This window comes from Paracoccus tegillarcae, assembly GCF_002847305.1.
GTDB classification, from domain to species: domain Bacteria; phylum Pseudomonadota; class Alphaproteobacteria; order Rhodobacterales; family Rhodobacteraceae; genus Paracoccus; species Paracoccus tegillarcae.
The window spans coordinates 3030241-3048336 of record NZ_CP025408.1 but is presented as its reverse complement, the minus strand read 5'-3'; the positions used below and the strand labels follow the sequence as shown (position 1 = coordinate 3048336).

The 18096-nt window shown below is 63.0% G+C and carries 19 protein-coding genes; 17 read left to right on the top strand and 2 right to left on the bottom strand.

Features of this window, described 5'->3' with window-relative positions:
• The first annotated feature begins 44 nt into the window (after positions 1–44).
• A complete protein-coding gene (locus CUV01_RS14805; RefSeq protein WP_422385881.1) occupies positions 45–818 on the top strand; it encodes an alpha/beta fold hydrolase in 774 nt (257 codons plus the stop codon).
• Here the strand turns inward: CUV01_RS14805 and CUV01_RS14800 are convergent.
• On the bottom strand, positions 815–1114 hold the full coding sequence (locus tag CUV01_RS14800; protein ID WP_101462129.1) for a hypothetical protein: 300 nt from the start codon (positions 1112–1114) through the stop codon (positions 815–817). The two genes, CUV01_RS14805 and CUV01_RS14800, sit on opposite strands and share 4 nt — an antisense overlap.
• Positions 1115–1256: 142 nt before the next feature.
• On the opposite strand from CUV01_RS14800, the gene CUV01_RS14795 reads away from it, so the two are divergent.
• Together CUV01_RS14795 and CUV01_RS19715 are read left to right on the top strand one after the other, a co-directional pair.
• Positions 1257–1664 (top strand): DUF7282 domain-containing protein, encoded by a 408-nt coding sequence (locus tag CUV01_RS14795; protein WP_101462128.1) that lies wholly within the window; start codon positions 1257–1259, stop codon positions 1662–1664.
• Between the two features lie 179 nt (positions 1665–1843).
• A complete protein-coding gene (locus CUV01_RS19715; protein ID WP_157994874.1) occupies positions 1844–2020 on the top strand; it encodes a hypothetical protein in 177 nt (58 codons plus the stop codon).
• 136 nt (positions 2021–2156) lie between these two features.
• On the opposite strand, the gene lepA is transcribed toward CUV01_RS19715, so the two are convergent.
• Positions 2157–3953 (bottom strand): translation elongation factor 4, encoded by a 1797-nt coding sequence (gene lepA, locus CUV01_RS14790; protein ID WP_101461147.1) that lies wholly within the window; start codon positions 3951–3953, stop codon positions 2157–2159.
• 615 nt (positions 3954–4568) lie between these two features.
• Here lepA and CUV01_RS14780 point away from each other — a divergent pair.
• From CUV01_RS14780 to CUV01_RS14710, 14 genes are all read left to right on the top strand, one after another.
• Positions 4569–5366: an urease accessory protein UreD gene (locus CUV01_RS14780; RefSeq protein ID WP_232962283.1), complete on the top strand. Its 798-nt coding sequence runs from the start codon at positions 4569–4571 to the stop codon at positions 5364–5366.
• 3 nt (positions 5367–5369) lie between these two features.
• Positions 5370–5672, top strand: a complete 303-nt coding sequence (locus CUV01_RS14775) for an urease subunit gamma (RefSeq protein WP_101461144.1) — start codon at positions 5370–5372, stop codon at positions 5670–5672.
• Between the two features lie 9 nt (positions 5673–5681).
• On the top strand, positions 5682–6239 hold the full coding sequence (locus CUV01_RS14770) for a HupE/UreJ family protein (RefSeq protein ID WP_101461143.1): 558 nt from the start codon (positions 5682–5684) through the stop codon (positions 6237–6239).
• A 4-nt stretch (positions 6240–6243) separates the two neighbouring features.
• Positions 6244–6549 carry an urease subunit beta gene (locus tag CUV01_RS14765; RefSeq protein WP_101461142.1) on the top strand — a complete coding sequence of 102 codons (306 nt, stop codon included), beginning with the start codon at positions 6244–6246 and terminating at the stop codon, positions 6547–6549.
• Positions 6550–8253 carry an urease subunit alpha gene (gene ureC / locus CUV01_RS14760; RefSeq protein WP_101461141.1) on the top strand — a complete coding sequence of 568 codons (1704 nt, stop codon included), beginning with the start codon at positions 6550–6552 and terminating at the stop codon, positions 8251–8253.
• A gap of 7 nt (positions 8254–8260) precedes the next feature.
• A complete protein-coding gene (locus tag CUV01_RS14755; protein WP_101461140.1) occupies positions 8261–8734 on the top strand; it encodes an urease accessory protein UreE in 474 nt (157 codons plus the stop codon).
• Positions 8700–9365 carry an urease accessory protein UreF gene (locus CUV01_RS14750; protein WP_232962281.1) on the top strand — a complete coding sequence of 222 codons (666 nt, stop codon included), beginning with the start codon at positions 8700–8702 and terminating at the stop codon, positions 9363–9365. The genes CUV01_RS14755 and CUV01_RS14750 overlap by 35 nt, the downstream gene beginning before the upstream one ends.
• Positions 9362–9997 carry an urease accessory protein UreG gene (gene ureG / locus CUV01_RS14745; protein WP_101461139.1) on the top strand — a complete coding sequence of 212 codons (636 nt, stop codon included), beginning with the start codon at positions 9362–9364 and terminating at the stop codon, positions 9995–9997. Before CUV01_RS14750 ends, ureG begins: the two co-directional genes overlap by 4 nt.
• Positions 9998–10262: 265 nt before the next feature.
• A complete protein-coding gene (urtA, locus tag CUV01_RS14735; RefSeq protein ID WP_101461137.1) occupies positions 10263–11546 on the top strand; it encodes an urea ABC transporter substrate-binding protein in 1284 nt (427 codons plus the stop codon).
• Between the two features lie 63 nt (positions 11547–11609).
• The gene (gene urtB / locus CUV01_RS14730) at positions 11610–13520 is read left to right on the top strand and encodes an urea ABC transporter permease subunit UrtB (RefSeq protein ID WP_101461136.1); all 1911 of its coding nucleotides are present in this window, start codon (positions 11610–11612) and stop codon (positions 13518–13520) included.
• Between the two features lie 3 nt (positions 13521–13523).
• A complete protein-coding gene (gene urtC, locus CUV01_RS14725) occupies positions 13524–14747 on the top strand; it encodes an urea ABC transporter permease subunit UrtC (protein ID WP_101461135.1) in 1224 nt (407 codons plus the stop codon).
• Entirely contained in the window at positions 14744–15484 is a 741-nt protein-coding gene (gene urtD, locus CUV01_RS14720; protein ID WP_101461134.1) for an urea ABC transporter ATP-binding protein UrtD, read from the top strand. Before urtC ends, urtD begins: the two co-directional genes overlap by 4 nt.
• A 1-nt stretch (position 15485) precedes the next feature.
• On the top strand, positions 15486–16193 hold the full coding sequence (urtE, locus tag CUV01_RS14715; RefSeq protein WP_101461133.1) for an urea ABC transporter ATP-binding subunit UrtE: 708 nt from the start codon (positions 15486–15488) through the stop codon (positions 16191–16193).
• A 99-nt stretch (positions 16194–16292) separates the two neighbouring features.
• A complete protein-coding gene (locus CUV01_RS14710) occupies positions 16293–18095 on the top strand; it encodes a DNA polymerase III subunit gamma/tau (RefSeq protein WP_101461132.1) in 1803 nt (600 codons plus the stop codon).
• The last annotated feature ends 1 nt before the right edge of the window (position 18096 follow it).

Genomic DNA, 18096 nt, shown 5'->3' with positions numbered 1-18096 from the left:
CGCGTTGGCAGGCCGGCGCCAGCCGGTCTATGGTGCCGCCCATGATGCTGAATACAACGATATCGGGCGACGGGCCCGGCACGCCGATCCTGCTGGCTCATGGGCTATTCGGACAGGGACGCAATCTGGGTGGAATCGCCCGACGCCTGGACGAAGGACGCCGGGTGATCAGCGTCGACATGCGCAATCATGGCGACAGTTTTCACGACGATGATCACAGCTACGCCGCACTCGCGGATGATCTGGCACAGGTGATCGAGGCGAATGGCGGTCAGGCTGATGTGATTGGCCATTCCATGGGCGGCAAGGCCGCGATGATGCTGGCACTGACCCAGCCCGATCTGGTCAATCGACTGGTGGTGATGGATATCGCACCGGTTGCCTATACCCATGACCAAAGCGGCTATATCGACCTGATGGAGGCACTGGATCTGAGCGGTGTCGACCGCCGATCAGAGGCTGACCGCCGGCTGGCCGAAACCTTGCACGCCCCCAGCCTGCGCGCGTTCTTCCTGCAATCGCTTGATCTCAAGTCACAGCCGCCGCGCTGGACATTGAACCTCAAGGTGCTGCGCGACCAGATGGACAAATTGGTCGGCTGGCCGGACGATCAGGTGACAGCCGGCAATTTCTCTGGCCCGGTTCTGTGCCTGGCTGGCGCACAGTCCGATTATGTCGATGCGAACGGAGAGGCCGAAATCATGCGGCTGTTCCCGCAGGCGAAAATCCAGCGTATCGAAGGCGCCGATCACTGGCTGCATGGCGACAAGCCCGCCGAGACAGCCGAAGCCATCGCGGATTTTCTGCCGCAGGATTAGCAGTCCAGATCGACCATCGCCTCGCCGGTATCGCCCGGAATGCGGGTGCGCAGGCTGTCGGGGATCACGCGGCAGCCTGTCGTCTGGGCCACGGCCCGCACCATCAACGCCGGGACCGCACCGCGCTGACTGCGGGTCAGATAGCCCATGCGCAGCACCTCTGCCTCACTTCCTTTCTGAAAGACCACAAATCGAATGCCCTCGATCGTGACCTCATGGCGCACCGCACCCATCATGGTGGGATGCGGCCTATCGCAGGCAGCAAGAATAAGCAGCAGGGAAAGCCAATAGCGCATGGCCGCCAGCATTATCGTGTCAGGGTTAATGCGGCGTTAACGCCACCTGATCACGAAACCGTCAGCGCCCGCAACTTAGCGCGCCACATTCCGTGCATAGGAGTAACTGGCCAGATTTGGTCAGCATCTAATGGAGGATGATATGAAAGTTTTTGCAATTGCCGCCCTGGCCACTGGCCTTGCCACCACTGCTTTTGCGCAGGACATGACCCCGATGGTTGAAGCCGCTGATCAAAGCGTCGCCAACGGTGTCGTCAGCGCCACCAAAGTCGTCGCACCCGCGAATGGCTGGCTGGTCGTGCATCGCACCGATGCCGAGATGAAGCCGGGCCCCGTCGTCGGTTACGCCCCCATCCGCGAGGGTGAAACCGCTGATGTCGCAGCGATTCTGACCGAAGACGTCGCCAGCGGCGACATGCTGATGCTGATGGTCCATGGCGAAGACGGCGGTATGACCACGGGCGGGTTTGAATACACGCTTGGCGCCACCGAAGACGGCCCGATCCGCCTCAACGACGAGTTGGTGATGGTCACGATCACCGCCGAGTAAACCACGATTGCTTTTTTGACCGGTTTTGCCCTCTGCATTGGTTTGCAGAGGGCATTTTCTTGCCGCATCGGCCGCAAGCCGCTTGGAACCGTCATCAGCATCTACCCTCTGCCCTCAAGCTTGTGATATGCTGCCAATGCCGGGGAAATTCCCCCTGCTGATCACGCGGAGAGCATCTCATGAAAAACCCCTGGATGAGCGCATGGCTGTCGGCCGCCAACAGCATGACCAATGCCACCCGTGGCGTCATGATGGCCGAGATGAACAAGGCCCAGACCGAGTTGATGCAGGAATGGCAACGCGCCTGGATCGACGGCTGGATGCAGGTCTGGTTCCCCGGTTCGCGCAGGAACTGAGCGTCTGCATGCGGATTGTCGCTGACCGTTCACACGTCGCGCTTGGGCGTGGCGGGATGGGCTGTGGACAAGAACCATCTTAGCCTCGGAAACGGTCCGCCGGGCCGTTTTCACACGGCTTGCTCCGGCGGTCCGATCACTCCATCTTCAATGCCTGAATGAACGCCGTCTGCGGGATCTCTACTTTCCCGAACTGGCGCATCTTCTTCTTGCCCGCTTTCTGCTTTTCCAACAGCTTTTTCTTGCGCGTGGCATCACCGCCATAACATTTGGCGGTCACATCCTTGCGCATCGCTGACAGGGTTTCGCGCGCGATCACGCGGGAACCGATTGCCGCCTGGATCGGGATCTTGAACATGTGGCGCGGGATCAGTTCTTTCAGCTTTTCGACCATGACGCGGCCGCGCGCCTCGGCGCGGTCGCGGTGAACCATCAGCGCCAGCGCGTCGACGGGTTCGTCGTTCACAAGGATCGACATCTTGACCAGGAAATCCTCGCGATATTCGCTGATCTGGTAATCGAACGAGGCATAGCCCTTGGTCACCGATTTCAGCCGGTCGTAAAAGTCGAACACCACCTCGGCCAGCGGCAGGTCATAGACGACCATCGCGCGGCTGCCGGCATAGGTCAGGTCCAGCTGGATGCCACGGCGGTCCTGACACAGCTTCAGCACATCGCCCAGATATTCGTCGGGCACCATGATGGTCGCCTTGATGCGCGGTTCCTCGATGTGGTCGACCAGCGTCAGATCGGGCATGTCGGCGGGATTGTGCAGGTCGCGGATCTCGCCGTCGCGCATATGCAGCTTGAACACAACCGAGGGCGCGGTGGTGATCAGGTCCAGATCGTATTCGCGTTCCAGCCGGTCGCGGATCACCTCAAGGTGCAGCAGCCCAAGGAAACCGCAGCGAAAGCCAAAGCCAAGTGCGGCGGATGTTTCCATCTCATAGCTGAAGCTGGCATCGTTCAGCGCCAGTTTCTCGATGGCGTCGCGCAGGGTTTCGAAATCATTCGCATCGACGGGAAAGAGGCCGCAAAACACCACCGGCTGCGCGGGTTTGAAACCCGGCAGGGCGCGCTGTGCGGGCTTGCGCTCATGGGTGATCGTGTCGCCGACGCGGGTGTCGCGCACCTGTTTGATGGATGCGGTGAACACGCCGATCTCGCCCGGCCCCAACTCCGCGATGTCTTTCATCGCGGGGGTCAGCACGGCCAGCTTGTCCAGCTTGTAGGTCGCGCCGGTCTGCATCATCTTGACCTGATCGCCCCTGCGAATGGTGCCGTCCATCACCCGGATCATGACCACAACGCCCAGATAGGCGTCATACCAGCTGTCGACCAGCATCGCGGTGAGAGGCGCGTCGCGGTCGCCCTTGGGCGCAGGCAACCTTGTGACGATGGCCTCAAGAACATCGGGAATGCCCAGTCCGGTCTTTGCACTGATCGGCACCGCCTGAGAGGCATCGATGCCGATCACATCCTCGATCTGTTGCTTGACGCGGTCGGGTTCGGCGGCGGGCAGGTCGATCTTGTTGAGGACGGGGACGATTTCGTGATCGGCGTCGATGGCCTGATAGACGTTCGCCAGCGTCTGCGCCTCGACGCCTTGCGTGGCATCGACCACCAGCAGGCTGCCTTCGACCGCGCGCATCGAGCGGCTGACCTCATAGGCAAAGTCGACATGGCCCGGCGTGTCGATCAGGTTGAGGATATAGGTCTGCCCGTCCTTGGCCGGATAGGAGATGCGAACGGTGTTGGCCTTGATCGTGATGCCGCGTTCGCGTTCGATATCCATGCTGTCAAGCATCTGGGCTTTCATGTCGCGCTCGGCGACAGTGCCCGTCAGCTGGATCAGCCGGTCGGCCAGCGTGGATTTTCCGTGGTCGATATGGGCCACGATCGAGAAATTTCGGATGAGATCAAGGTCGGTCATAGCGGGGCTATACAAGGGCTTGGCGCGCGCGGGAAGGGGCATTTCGCGCAACGCCTCCTGGCCGGGTCGGCGCAGTCGGAAATGCGGTCACTTGCGCAGGCAAAGATGCGCAAGCCGCGGCGATGGACGAACTTAACGCTCGTCAGAACCGCTGTCCCTGCCTATCGCCCACCGGCCTGCCTCGCCTTGGAGAACGCTGTTCGATCGCGCTGCCGTCGATCTCAGAAACTCAAACAAACCCCATTCTTGAAAATGCTGACCGTTTCAGGGCTTGATATATATCGGCGTTCCCGGCGCGACCATTTTATATATTTCGGACATTTCAATATCACTCACCGTTAATTAATAGAAAATGGTCCGCTAAAAAATTCCAAGCCCTTCTTGAAACCCGGCATATGCGTCGCGACCTGACCGCGTTTTCCGGATCAAGGCAGGCTGGCTGGCGGCGATGCTGCCCGCGCGCAGGGCGAAGCGACACAAGATGCCTGAATCGTAACCGCGCTGCCCAAATTTCAGGCTGCAGCCCAGAATCTGATTGATGCGCGCATCTGCAATCGCCGGGCATCCTATCCCTCGATCTGACACCGTGCCAATTCACGGGACATGTTTGACGCCATGCCTCATCAACGCAGCATCGGTCTGGCCCGGATCGCCTTTGATGGCGGTCGGCTGACGCAGCTGGACCAGTCAGGCTCGGCCAAGGCGATGCTGCCACGCTGCCATGGACCCCACCCCGAGATCGTGTTTCTGAACACCTCGGGCGGGCTGACCTCGGGGGATCGGCTGGGATTTCAGGTCAGGCTGGGCGACGGCCAGCGCGCCACCGCCACCACCCAAACCGCCGAACGCGCCTATCGCGCTGACGGCCCGCCCGCAGATGCCCGCGTAGATCTGGAAATCGGGCAAGGCGCGAGGCTGGATTGGCTGCCGCAGGAAACCATCCTGTTCGATGGTGCGGCGCTGACGCGTCAAACGACTGTCAATCTGAGGGCTGATTCCGAATATCTGGGCATTGAAATCATTGTGCTGGGTCGCGCCGCGATGGGTGAAACCGTGACGCGTCTGCGGCTGCTGGATCGTCGGACGATCCGACGCGATGGCCGGCTGCTTGTGATGGACCCGTTCCGGCTGGATGATGCGGCGCTGGCGAGAGGCCACGGCCAAGCCCTGCTGGGCGGAATGCGGGCTGTCGCCGTGCTGGTTCTGGTCTGCAAAGCCGCCTCAGATGCGCTGACGCCACTGCGCGAGGTGTTGGATGAACCGGGCGTAAACGGGGCCGCTTCGGCCCGCGATGGTCTGCTGATCGCGCGATGCATGGCACCGGATGCCTGGCCCCTGCGACGACAGATGCTGCGCCTGATCGAGAAGCTGCGCCCCGGCGCCCTGCCCCGCGTCTGGCAGAACCAGGAGTAACCGATGAACCTCACACCACGCGAAAAGGACAAACTGCTGGTCTCGCTTGCTGCCATGGTGGCGCGCGGTCGGCTGGCGCGCGGTGTCAAACTGAACCACCCCGAGGCCATCGCCCTGATTTCCGATTTCGTGGTCGAGGGCGCGCGCGAGGGTCGCAGCGTGGCCGATCTGATGGCTGCGGGCGCAGAGGTTATCGCGGCCGATCAGTGCATGGCTGGCATCCCCTCGATGATCGAGACCGTCCAGGTCGAGGCCACCTTTCCCGACGGCACCAAACTGGTTACCGTCCACCATCCCATTCGATAGGAGAACGCCGTGAAACGCATCCTTGCCATCGCCACCGCTGTGGCGCTGCCGACCGCCGCGCTGGCCCATCCGGGCCATGATGCGGGCAGCTTTCCGGGCGGGTTTGCCCATCCGTTCAGCGGCGCGGATCATATGCTGGCCATGATCGCCCTTGGCCTGCTGGCCGCGCAGATCGGAGGTCGCGCAATCTGGGCGCTGCCGCTCAGCTTTGTGACAGCCATGCTGCTGGGCGGTGTGTCGGGCTTTGCGGGAATGCCATTTCCTGCGGTCGAGCCTGTAATCCTTGCCTCTGTCATCGTCATCGGCGCGGCGGCTGCCCTGGCGTTGCGCCCGCCATTGACGGCTCTGATCGGCATGGCCGCGATTTTCGGTGCGGCGCATGGATGGGCGCATGGGGCCGAGGGGCCCGCAGCGGGGATGGCTGTCTATGCGATGGGCTTTGCGGTCGCGACCGCGCTGCTGCATGGCGCGGGCCTTGCCGCAGGGCGCGGCCTACCTGCGCTGCTGCTGCGCGGAACGGGCCTTATCGCTGCCCTGTCCGGTGTGGCCATCGCAGTGGCGGGCTGATCCGATGATCCCCGGTGAGATCATCCCCGCCGCCGGCAGCATCACGCTGAATGCAGGCCGCAGGGCGGTCACGTTGATGGTCGCCAATACCGGCGACCGCCCGGTTCAGGTCGGCAGCCATTATCACTTTGCCGAGGCCAATGCCGCCCTTGATTTCGACCGGGCCATAGCGCGTGGCATGCGGCTGGACATCGCCGCAGGCACCGCCGCCCGTTTCGAGCCGGGCCAGCGCCGCGACGTGCGCCTGATCACCTATGCCGGCGCACGGCAGGTCTGGGGGTTCAATCAACAGGTCATGGGGGCGCTTTGAATGGCGGTTGAAATCTCGCGCGCGGCCTATGCCGACATGTTCGGCCCCACCACGGGCGACCGGGTTCGGCTTGGCGATACCGATCTGGTGATCGAGGTGGAACGCGACCTGACCACCTATGGCGAAGAGGTCAAGTTCGGCGGCGGCAAGGTCATCCGCGACGGCATGGGGCAATCGCAGATCACCCGCGAGGGCGGGGCGATGGATACGGCGCTGACCAATGCGCTGATCCTTGACTGGTCGGGCATCTACAAGGCCGATCTGGGCCTGCGCGGCGGGCGCATCGCCGCCATCGGCAAGGCCGGCAATCCCGATACGCAGCCGGGCGTCGATATCATCATTGGCCCCGGAACCGAGATCATCGCAGCCGAGGGCCGCATTTTGACGGCGGGCGGGATCGACTGTCATATCCACTTCATCTGCCCCCAACAGGTCGACGACGCGCTGCATTCCGGCGTCACCACCATGATCGGCGGCGGCACCGGCCCGGCGCATGGGACGCTGGCCACGACCTGCACGCCGGGACCGTGGCACATCCGGCGGATGCTGGAAGCCGTCGATACCTTGCCGATGAATATCGGACTGGCGGGCAAGGGAAATGCCAGCCGCCCCGAGGCGCTGATCGAACAGGTCCGCGCCGGGGTCTGCGCGCTGAAACTGCACGAGGACTGGGGCACCACGCCCGGCGCCATCGATTGCTGCCTTACCGTGGCCGAGGATATGGACGTGCAGGTGATGATCCATACCGACACGCTGAACGAATCTGGCTTTGTCGAGAATACGCTGGCCGCGATCGGCGGGCGCACCATCCACGCTTATCACACCGAAGGCGCGGGCGGCGGACATGCGCCCGATATCATGCGCGTGGTCGGATCGCAGAACGTGATTCCGTCCTCTACCAACCCGACGCGGCCCTATACCCGGAACACCATTGAAGAGCATCTGGATATGCTGATGGTCTGCCATCATCTGGACCAGGCCATCCCCGAGGACGTGGCCTTCGCCGAAAGCCGCATCCGGCGCGAGACGATCGCGGCCGAGGATATCCTGCACGATCTGGGTGCGTTCAGCATCATTTCGTCGGATAGTCAGGCGATGGGTCGTGTGGGCGAGGTCATCATCCGGACATGGCAGACCGCACATAAGATGAAGCTGCAGCGCGGCAGGCTGGCGGGTGAGACCGGCGCAAACGACAACCTGCGCGCCCGGCGCTATGTGGCCAAATACACCATCAATCCGGCGGTCGCGCATGGAATTTCGGGCCATGTCGGCAGCATCGAGGTTGGCAAACGCGCCGATCTGGTGATGTGGAACCCGGCATTCTTCGGCGCAAAACCGGAACTGTCGCTGATCGGCGGACAGATCGTGATGGCGCAGATGGGCGACCCCAACGCCTCTATCCCGACGCCGCAACCGATGTATTCGCGGCCCATGTTCGGCGCGCTTGGCCGAGCGCTCGGGTCTGCGGCAGTGCATTTCGTCAGCGCGGCAGGTCTGGCGGCGGGGTGCACGGACGGGCTGGGCAAGGCTGCTGTCGCGGTCAAGGACACGCGCGGCATCGGCAAATCCGACATGCGGCTGAATGACGCGACCCCGGTGATCGAGGTCGATCCCGAAACCTACGAAGTGCGCGCCGATGGTCAAATGCTGACCTGCGAGCCGGCAACCGAATTGCCGCTGGCCCAACGTTATTTCCTGTTTTGAGGTCGGCATGGATATTTGTGTGAAGAAGAAACAGGCAGATCTCGGGACGGCGGGCGCCGTGCTTGAGGCCGGCCATGGCCGCGAACTTGCCGGGCGGGTCGTACTGGATTACGACGCGCGCTGCCTGCGCCGCAAACGCCTGGTGACGGATGCGGGTGATGGCTTTCTGGTCGATCTGCCCCAGGCGGTCAGCCTGCCTGCAGGGGCGGCCTTTGCATTGGCTGATGGGCGCGCCGTCGAGGTGGTCGAGGCGCGCGAGCAGGTTCTGTTGATCAGGGGCGATCTGCCGCGCCTCGCCTGGCATATCGGCAACCGACACTGCCCCTGCGAGATGGCGGGCGATCATCTGGTGATCCGCGCAGATCCGGTGCTGGAGGCAATGCTGAAACAGATGGGCGCTGGCATCACCCGAAGTTTCGCGCCCTTTCACCCCGAAGGCGGCGCCTATGGACATGGTCGGACCTTTGGACACAGCCACTGAAACGGGCCGGCTTTTGGCGGTACAGCTCTTGTCTCCGGCATTTCCGACCGGTGCTTTCGCTTATGCACAGGGGCTGGAATGGGCGATGGATGTTGGCGCGGTAACCGATGGCGCGTCGCTGGCCGACTGGCTGGGCGACATTCTGGAATACGGCACCGGCTGGTCGGATGCCGTGATCCTTTCCTTGGCCTTGCGTCCGGATGCGGATCATGCGGCACTGGCCGATCTGAGCGCTTCCATGTGCCTGACTTCGGAACGATTGGCCGAAACCACCGAACAAGGTGCCGCCTTTTCCCGCACCGCCGCGCTGCTGGTTGGCGGCGATGCGACACCCGCGCCGCTGCCCGTCGCGGTCGGGCGTGCCTGTTCCGGGTTGGCCGTGTCGCGAGCAGAGGTGATCGCGCTGTATCTGCAGGCTCAGATCCTGGCCCTGGTGCAGGCTGCGGTGCGTTATCTGCCTCTTGGTCAAAGCGAGGGGCAAGGCATTCTGTCCGATCTGACCCCCACGATCCTGCGGCTTGCTGCCCGCGCGGCAGATGCCTGCGAAGCTGATCTGGGCGGCTGCGCTATCGGGGCCGAGATCGCATCGGCACGACATGAAACGATGGAAACGAGGATCTTCAGAACATGAGCAACGGCCCCCTTCGCGTCGGCATCGGCGGTCCCGTCGGCGCGGGCAAGACGACCCTGACCGAACAACTGGCCCGACTGCTGGCCCCTCGCCTGTCGATGGCTGTGGTGACGAATGACATCTATACCCGCGAGGATGCCGAGGCACTGATGCGTGCTCAGGTGTTGCCGATGCGGCGTATTCGCGGCGTCGAGACGGGCGGTTGCCCGCACACCGCCATCCGCGAGGATGCGTCGATCAATCTGGCTGCCATCGCTGATCTCAACGCCGAATTTCCAGATCTCGATCTGATCCTGATCGAATCGGGTGGGGATAATCTGGCCGCGACCTTCAGCCCGGAACTGGCCGATCTGACGATCTATGTGATCGACACCGCCGCCGGGCAGGACATCCCGCGCAAGAAGGGGCCAGGGCTGGCACGTTCGGATCTGCTGGTTGTGAACAAGACCGACCTTGCGCCCCATGTCGGTGTGGATGTCGGCCTGCTGGAACATGACGCGCGTGCGTCGCGCGGGTCGCGCCCCGTGATCATGGCCGCGCTACGCAACGGCGATGGCGTTCAGCAGATTGCCGATTTCCTGATCCGTGATGGCGGCTTGAAGGCGCAGTTGCGAAACGCGCTGCCCGCTTAGTGACCACCAGCCAGCCCAACTGACGCGAAAACGATCAGTTTTTGCAGGGCCGATGAAAAATTGGGCGTCAGCGTTGCCTTGGCCACCCGCCCCCGGTTTTCTGCACCTGCGAAAGGTCGAAAACCGACCAGAAGTGTGCGGCGGCAGACGCCTTGGAAAACGACACCGCCGCACGGATGCAACATGGTTGCCGCGACAGACTATCACCGCGTCCCGATGGGGAAAAGCGGTGGGCTGACTGCTGGCAAAAATCTGGGGATGAAGAATGACGCGACTGATGAAGGGCCTGCTGGCCAGCAGCACCTGCCTTGCCTTTGCCGGTGCCGCATGGGCGCAGGATGACACGATCAAGATCGGCGTGCTGCATTCGCTGTCCGGCACGATGGCGATCTCGGAAACCACGCTGAAAGACACCGTCCTGATGCTGGTTGATCAGCAAAACGCCAAAGGCGGTATTCTGGGCAAGCAGATCGAGGCAGTCGTCGTCGATCCGGCCTCGGACTGGCCGCTATTTGCCGAAAAAGCGCGAGAGCTGATCTCGGTCGAGGGGGTCGATGCCATCTTTGGCTGCTGGACCAGCGTCAGCCGCAAATCGGTGCTGCCGGTGATCGAGGAACTGAACGGGTTGCTGTTCTATCCGGTGCAATATGAGGGCGAGGAGTCGTCAAAGAATGTGATCTACACCGGCGCCGCGCCGAACCAGCAGGCGATCCCCGCCGTCGAATACATGACCAATGAGCTGGGCGTCGAGAAATGGGCGCTGCTGGGCACGGACTACGTTTACCCGCGCACCACGAACACCATTCTGGAAAGCTATCTCAAGGATCAGGGCATCGCACCCGACGATATCTTCGTCAACTACACCCCATTTGGGCATTCCGACTGGTCCAGGATCGTTGCCGACGTGGTGGCGCTGTCCAATGACGGAAAGCAGGTGGGCGTGGTGTCGACCATCAATGGCGACGCCAATATCGGCTTTTACAAGGAATTGGCAGCAGCCGGCGTTTCGGCAGACGACATCCCAGTCATGGCCTTCTCGGTTGGCGAAGAGGAACTGTCGGGGCTGGATACCGCGAACCTCGTCGGCCATCTGGCCGCCTGGAACTATTTTGAAACCGCAGACACGCCCGAAAATGCCGCCTTCATCGAGGAATGGCACGCCTTTACCGGCGATAGCACGCGCGTGACCAACGATCCGATGGAAGCCACGATAATCGGCTTCAACGCATGGGTCGCCGCCGTCGAAAAGGCCGGCAGCACCGATACCGATGCCGTGCTGGACGCCATTGTGGGCGTCGAGGTGCCAAACCTGACCGGCTCCACCGCTGAGGTTCTGCCGAACCATCACTTGACCAAGCCCGTGCTGATCGGAGAGATCCGCGATGACGGGCAGTTCGATATCGTCAGCGAAACCGACCCGGTGCCGGGTGATGCCTGGACAGATTTCCTGCCTGACAGCGCGGTGCTGGATTCGGACTGGCCGGGCAAGGACTGCGGCATGTGGAACACGCAGACCGATAGCTGCGTGCAGGTCCAGTCGAACTACTGACACCAATGGCAGCGGCCCGGCAGTCCTGGGCCGCCGCCCCATGAATCCTTTCGAGCGGAACAGATGCGTCACCTTATTCTTATCATGCTGCTGTTGATCGGCACGCCCGTTGGGGCACAGGATCTGACAGCGGTTCTGGATGCCAATCGCGACCAGATCGCCAAGCCGTCGCGCCAGACAATCGGTCCGGTGATCGAGGAACTGGCCGCCATCGGCCCGGAGGCTGCCAACTTGCTGGAGGCCTGGGCCGATCGCCGACTGGGCATGGTGGGCGACCGCTTTGTCATCATCGATGGCGATGGTTTGACCGATGCGGTGACAGGCGCCCCCGTCACAGGCGATGTCAGTGCCCTGCGGCCGAACTCTGGCGTGCGCGGCTTGATCGGGGCGACGCTGGTGCAGTTCCAACTGACCGACCCCGATGCGACAAGGCGTCGCGACGCGCTGGATGCAATCGCCCGCCGACCAGAGGCAAGCCACCTGCAGGCGCTGCGTGCGGCGCAACTGGACGCACCCGACCCCGATCCGTCGATGGCCGCGCGCCGGGACCGGCTGGAACGGCTGCTGACCATCACATTCGACGCCGATACCCAGGCCCGGCTGGACGCCATCGACAGCTTTGGCGGCGACACCGGCACGGATTATCAGGCGGTGCTGAACCCGCTGTTGACCTCGACACGCTTTGCCGGGCCCGACCTGCCCGCCCATGCCAATATCGCCGCCGCATTGACACCGGGCAGCGACGACCTGCCCCGCAGCGACGCCTACGCGCTGCTGGTCGATGCCGGGCTGGCCCCTGCCCGACCCAGCGCCGCCGATATCAAGGCCACGCTGTCGCAGCACATTCAGGGCGGCACGGTCGGTGGCGTGCCGGTGGCGCAGCTGACCGATCCCGCCCGCCGTGACGATGCCTATGCCGCGCTGGTTGCGACAGGAATGGTCGAGACAGCCGCAACGGCAGACGACGTAACCGCGTCACTAGAGGCAAACGTCTTTGCCAACCTTTACGCCGAACCTGCGACGGAGGTCACCGATGCGGCCCGCGCCGCCCTGCGCGGCATGTCGGTCCGCGAAGGTTCGCTGCAGGCGGTGGATGTGGCGCTGGATGCGCTGTCGCTGGCCTCGATCTATTTTCTGGCCGCCATCGGGCTGGCCATTACCTTTGGTGTGATGGGCGTCATCAATATGGCGCATGGCGAATTCATCATGATGGGCGCCTATACCGGCTATGTCGTGCAGACGGTCATCAGTGATCGCACGACATCGCTGATCGTGGCCCTGCCGCTGGCTTTTGCGGTGACCTTCCTTGCCGGGGTGCTGCTCTACAAGCTGGTGATCAGGCATCTGGCCAATCGCCCGCTGGAAACCCTGCTGGCCACCTTCGGTGTGTCCATCGCGCTGCAACAGATCGCCAAGAACATCTTTGGCACGCAGGCCCGCCCGCTGACGGCTCCAGCCTGGCTGGAGGGGTCGATCAGCTTTGGCGAGGTCGTCTCGATCAGTTCGATCCGGGTGGCGATCTTTGTGCTGGCGCTGGTGTTTCTGGGGCTGTTCCTCTTTGTGATGAACCGCACGAGGCTGGGGCTGCAAGTCCGCGCCGTCACCCAAAACCCCGGCATGGCCGCATCCATGGGTATCAATCCCGATCGGGTGGCGATGATGACCTTTGGTCTGGGTTCGGGCATCGCGGGCATTGCCGGCGTCGCCATCGGGCTCTTTGCCAAGGTCACGTCCGAACTGGGGCAGGACTATATCGTGCAAAGCTTCATGACGGTGGTTGTCGGCGGTGTCGGAAATATCTGGGGCACGCTTGCCGGTGCCGCACTGATCGGCGGGCTGCAAAAGGGGATCGAGGTGTTGAACCCGGCCAATACGCTGGCCGCCCAGACCTACATGATCCTGTTCATCATCATCTTCATCCAGTTCCGGCCACGCGGCATCATGCCGCAAAAAGGCCGCGCGGCAGAGGCCTGAGCCATGTTCATCAGAAAAAACCCCTCGGTCCTGATCTTTCTGGCCATTCTGGCGCTGTTCACGATCACCGTCACCGTCCTGTCCGAGGCTTACGGCACCGGCGCGATCCCGACCTCGATGGTCAAGACATTGGGCAAGACACTTTGCCTTGCGCTGGCGGCGCTGGCGATGGATCTGGTCTGGGGTTACGCAGGCATCCTGTCGCTTGGTCACATGGCTTTTTTTGCACTTGGCGGCTATATGATCGGCCAGTGGCTGATGTATGCGCGCACCGGCGAGATCATCACGGCGACACTGATGAATGCACAGATCCCGCCCACGCCTGCGGAAATCCGTGACGGTATCTCGGGCCAGATATTTGGCGTCGTCGGCTCGGCTGATCTGCCGCTGACATGGACCTTTGCGGGCAGCCTGCCGGTGCAACTGTTGCTGGTGCTTGCGGTGCCCGGTATTCTGGCCTTTGTCTTTGGCTGGCTGGCCTTTCGGTCGCGCGTCAATGGCGTCTACCTGTCGATCCTGACGCAGGCGATGACGCTGGCGCTGGCGCTGTGGCTGTACCAGAACGACAGCGGCTTTCGCGGAAATAACGGGCTGTCGGGGCTGCAGAACATCCCCGGGCTGACCCAGGCGCCGCAATCCGATATCTCGATCTGGTTTCTCTGGGCCTCTGCCACGGCACTGGGGCTGGCCTATGTCTTTGCCGCATGGCTGGTCGGCGGCAAGTTCGGCAGCGTCATCCGCGCCATCCGCGACGATGAAAGCCGCGTGCGGTTTCTGGGTTATTCGGTCGAAGCCTACAAGCTGACGGTCTTCACCGTCTCGGCCATGATCTGCGCGGTGGCCGGCGCGCTCTATTATCCGCAGGCGGGCATCATCAACCCGGCGGAACTGGCGCCCATCGCCTCTATCTATCTCGCCGTCTGGGTGGCCATCGGCGGGCGGGGGCGTCTCTATGGCGCGGTGATCGGCGCGGTCGTCGTGTCGCTGCTGTCAAGCTGGTTCACCGGCGGACGCGCGCCTGACCTGAACCTTGGCTTTTACACGGTCGATTGGGTCGATTGGTGGCAGGTGCTGCTGGGCCTGTCCTTCGTGCTGGTCACACTGTTTGCACCGCGCGGGCTGTCCTCGATCATCGATGCCGCCAAGCATCTGCGCCCGCCAAACCGTCATGGCAACGATCTTGGCCCCGATCTGGGTGCCTTGCGCGAAAAGGAGGCCGAGGCATGAAAACGCTGCTGGAAGTGTCAGGCGTGTCGAAAAGCTTTGACGGGTTCAAGGCCATCAACAACCTGTCCTTTGCCATTGCCCCGGTCGAATTGCGCGCCGTGATCGGTCCAAATGGCGCGGGCAAGACGACCTTTATGGATATCGTCACCGGCAAGACCCGCCCTGATGAGGGGCAGGTGCTGTGGGGCGACATGTCGCATTCACTGCTCAGGCTGAGCGAGGCGCAGATCGCCCGCGCGGGCATTGGCCGCAAGTTCCAGCGCCCGACGGTGTTCGAGGATCAGTCGCTTGCCGATAACCTGACCATGGCGCTCAAGGCCCCGCGCGGTCCGTTCAGGGTGCTGCGCTGGAAACCCACCGAAGACAGCGGCAAGCGCATCGCGGAACTGGCCGATGAGGTCGGTCTGGGCGATCGCCTGCACCGCAAGGCGGGCGAGTTGAGCCACGGCCAGAAACAATGGCTGGAGATCGGAATGTTGCTGGCGCAAGAGCCGCAACTGCTGTTGGTCGATGAACCGGCAGCCGGGATGACCCTGGCCGAGCGCGAACAGACGACCACCCTATTGCGTCGCTTGGCCGAGACGCGCGCGGTGGTCGTGGTCGAACATGACATGGATTTCGTGCGACGGCTGAATTGTCGGGTGACCGTGCTGCATCAGGGCTCGGTTCTGGCCGAAGGGTCGCTGGACCATGTGTCGGCAAATCCCGACGTGATCGAAGTTTATCTGGGGCGCTGAGATGATCGAAGCAGAAAACGTGACCCTGCATTACGGCGGCTCGCAGATTCTGAATGGGGTGTCGCTGGCAGCGCATCCCGGTCAGGTGACCTGCGTCATGGGCAATAATGGTGTCGGCAAGACATCACTGATGAACCTGCTGGCGGGACGGCATCCGCGCTCGGATGGCGAGCTGCGCCTTCTGGGCGAAAAGCTGTGCAAGGTGACGGCGCAGGATATGGCGCGCCGTGGCGTGGGCTATGTCCCGCAGGGGCGCGCGATCTTTCCGATGCTGACGGTGCGCGAAAATCTGGAAACCGGTTATGGCTGCCTGCCGCGCGGCGAACGTAGGGTGCCCGATGAGATCTATGACAGCTTTCCGGTGCTGGCCGAAATGGCGCATCGGCGCGGCGGCGATTTGTCCGGCGGTCAGCAGCAGCAACTGGCCATCGCCCGTGCGCTGGTCATCCGCCCAAAGATCCTGCTGATGGATGAGCCGACCGAGGGCATCCAGCCCAATATCATCGCCCAGATCGGCCGGGTCATCGCCGCGCTGCGCGATCAGGGCGACATGGCCATCGTGTTGGTCGAACAATATTTCGACTTTGCCTGGGATCTGGGCGACAGCTTTGCGCTGATGGAACGTGGCGCGGTTGTGATGGGCGGGCCAAAGGCAGATTTGCAGCGCAGCGACCTGCACCAGCGTTTGTCGGGGCTTGCCGCCGCGTGACAGGCCGTCCATCCCGCCAGATGAATTCCGGGCCGCGCGCCGCTTGCCGCCCCGGCGACCAGCCGCTAGGGTCTGATCGCGGTTCAATCGGATACTGGAATGACAAGCGGCGACTCCACCACAGCACCGGCGGCCTATCAGGTTCTGGCCCGTAAATACCGGCCCGAGACCTTTGCCGATCTGGTCGGTCAGGATGCGATGGTGCGCACGCTGAAGAATGCCTTTGCCGCCGACCGCATCGCGCAGGCCTTTATCATGACCGGCATTCGCGGAACCGGGAAAACGACCACCGCGCGGATCATCGCCAAGGGCATGAACTGCATCGGCCCCGATGGCGAGGGCGGCCCCACGACCGAGCCTTGCGGCACCTGCGAACATTGCGTGGCGATCAGCGAAGGCCGCCATGTCGACGTTCTTGAAATGGATGCGGCGTCGCGCACCGGCGTTGGCGATATCCGCGAAATCATCGAAAGCGTGCATTACCGGGCCGCCAGCGCGCGCTACAAGATCTATATCATCGACGAGGTTCACATGCTGTCGACCAGCGCCTTCAACGCGCTGCTCAAGACGCTGGAGGAACCGCCGCCCCATGTGAAATTCATCTTCGCCACGACCGAAATCCGCAAGGTGCCGGTCACGGTGTTGTCGCGCTGCCAGCGTTTCGACCTGCGCCGGATCGAGCCCGAGGTGATGATTGCGCTGCTGGAAAAGATCGCCGGAGCGGAAAACGCCCGGATCACTGCGGACGCGCTGGCCCTGATCACACGCGCCGCAGAGGGCTCGGCACGCGACGCGACCTCGCTGCTGGATCAGGCGATCAGCCACGGTGCGGGCGAGACAACCGCCGACCAGGTGCGCGCCATGCTGGGTCTGGCCGACCGCGGTCGCGTCATTGACCTGTTCGAGATGATCCTGCGCGGCGATGCGGCAGCGGCGCTGGCCGAACTGGGCGCGCAATATGCCGACGGCGCCGACCCGGTTGCCGTGCTGCGCGATCTGGCCGAGATCACGCATTGGATTTCGGTGGTCAAGATCACGCCCGAAGCCGTGGAAGACCCTACCGTTTCCCCCGATGAACGGACCCGCGGAAAGGAACTGGCAGACAAGCTGCCGATGCGGGCGCTGACGCGCCTGTGGCAGATGCTGCTGAAGGCACTGGAAGAGGTTTCGATCGCGCCCAACGCCATGATGTCCGCCGAGATGGCGATCATCCGGTTAACCCATGTCGCCGATCTGCCCGACCCTGAGGCGTTGATCCGCAAGGTCCAGCAGGCGCAGGCAGCCGGCGAATTCGCAAGGCCCGCAACGCCGGCTGCATCGAACGGTGGCTCGTCACCTGCAGGGCAGGCGCCGTCCGCTGCCGCCCGGCCTTCAGCCATCGCCGCCCAACCTTCGGGTCAGGCCACCGCGCTGGCGTTGTCGCCCGAGGCGTTCGAGGCCTATCCGGATTTTCAGTCGGTCGTAGAGTTGATCCGCCGCATGCGCGACATGGTCCTGCTGACCCAGGTCGAAAATCACGTCGCGCTGGTCCGCTATTCCCCCGGTCGGATAGAGTTCCAGCCCAGTGGCGACGCGCCGCGCGATCTGGCGCAGCGACTGGCTGACCGGCTGCGCGGTTGGACCGGCGGCCAGCGTTGGGGTGTCAGCGTGGTCAATACCGGCGGCGCAGCCACGATCGCCGAGACCACAGCCGCCCGCCAGCGTCAGGACGAAGCCGATGCGATGGATCTGCCTGTGGTCAAGGCCATCTATCAGGCCTTTCCCTCTGCCGGACCGGTCAAGGTCACCATCCTGCCAGAGGCGGTTGAATCACCGGAACCAGACGCTACATCCCTGCATGAGACGGTCGATGGCGTGGTAGCCGAGGTCGAAGAATGGGACCCTTTCGAGGACGAGGTATGAG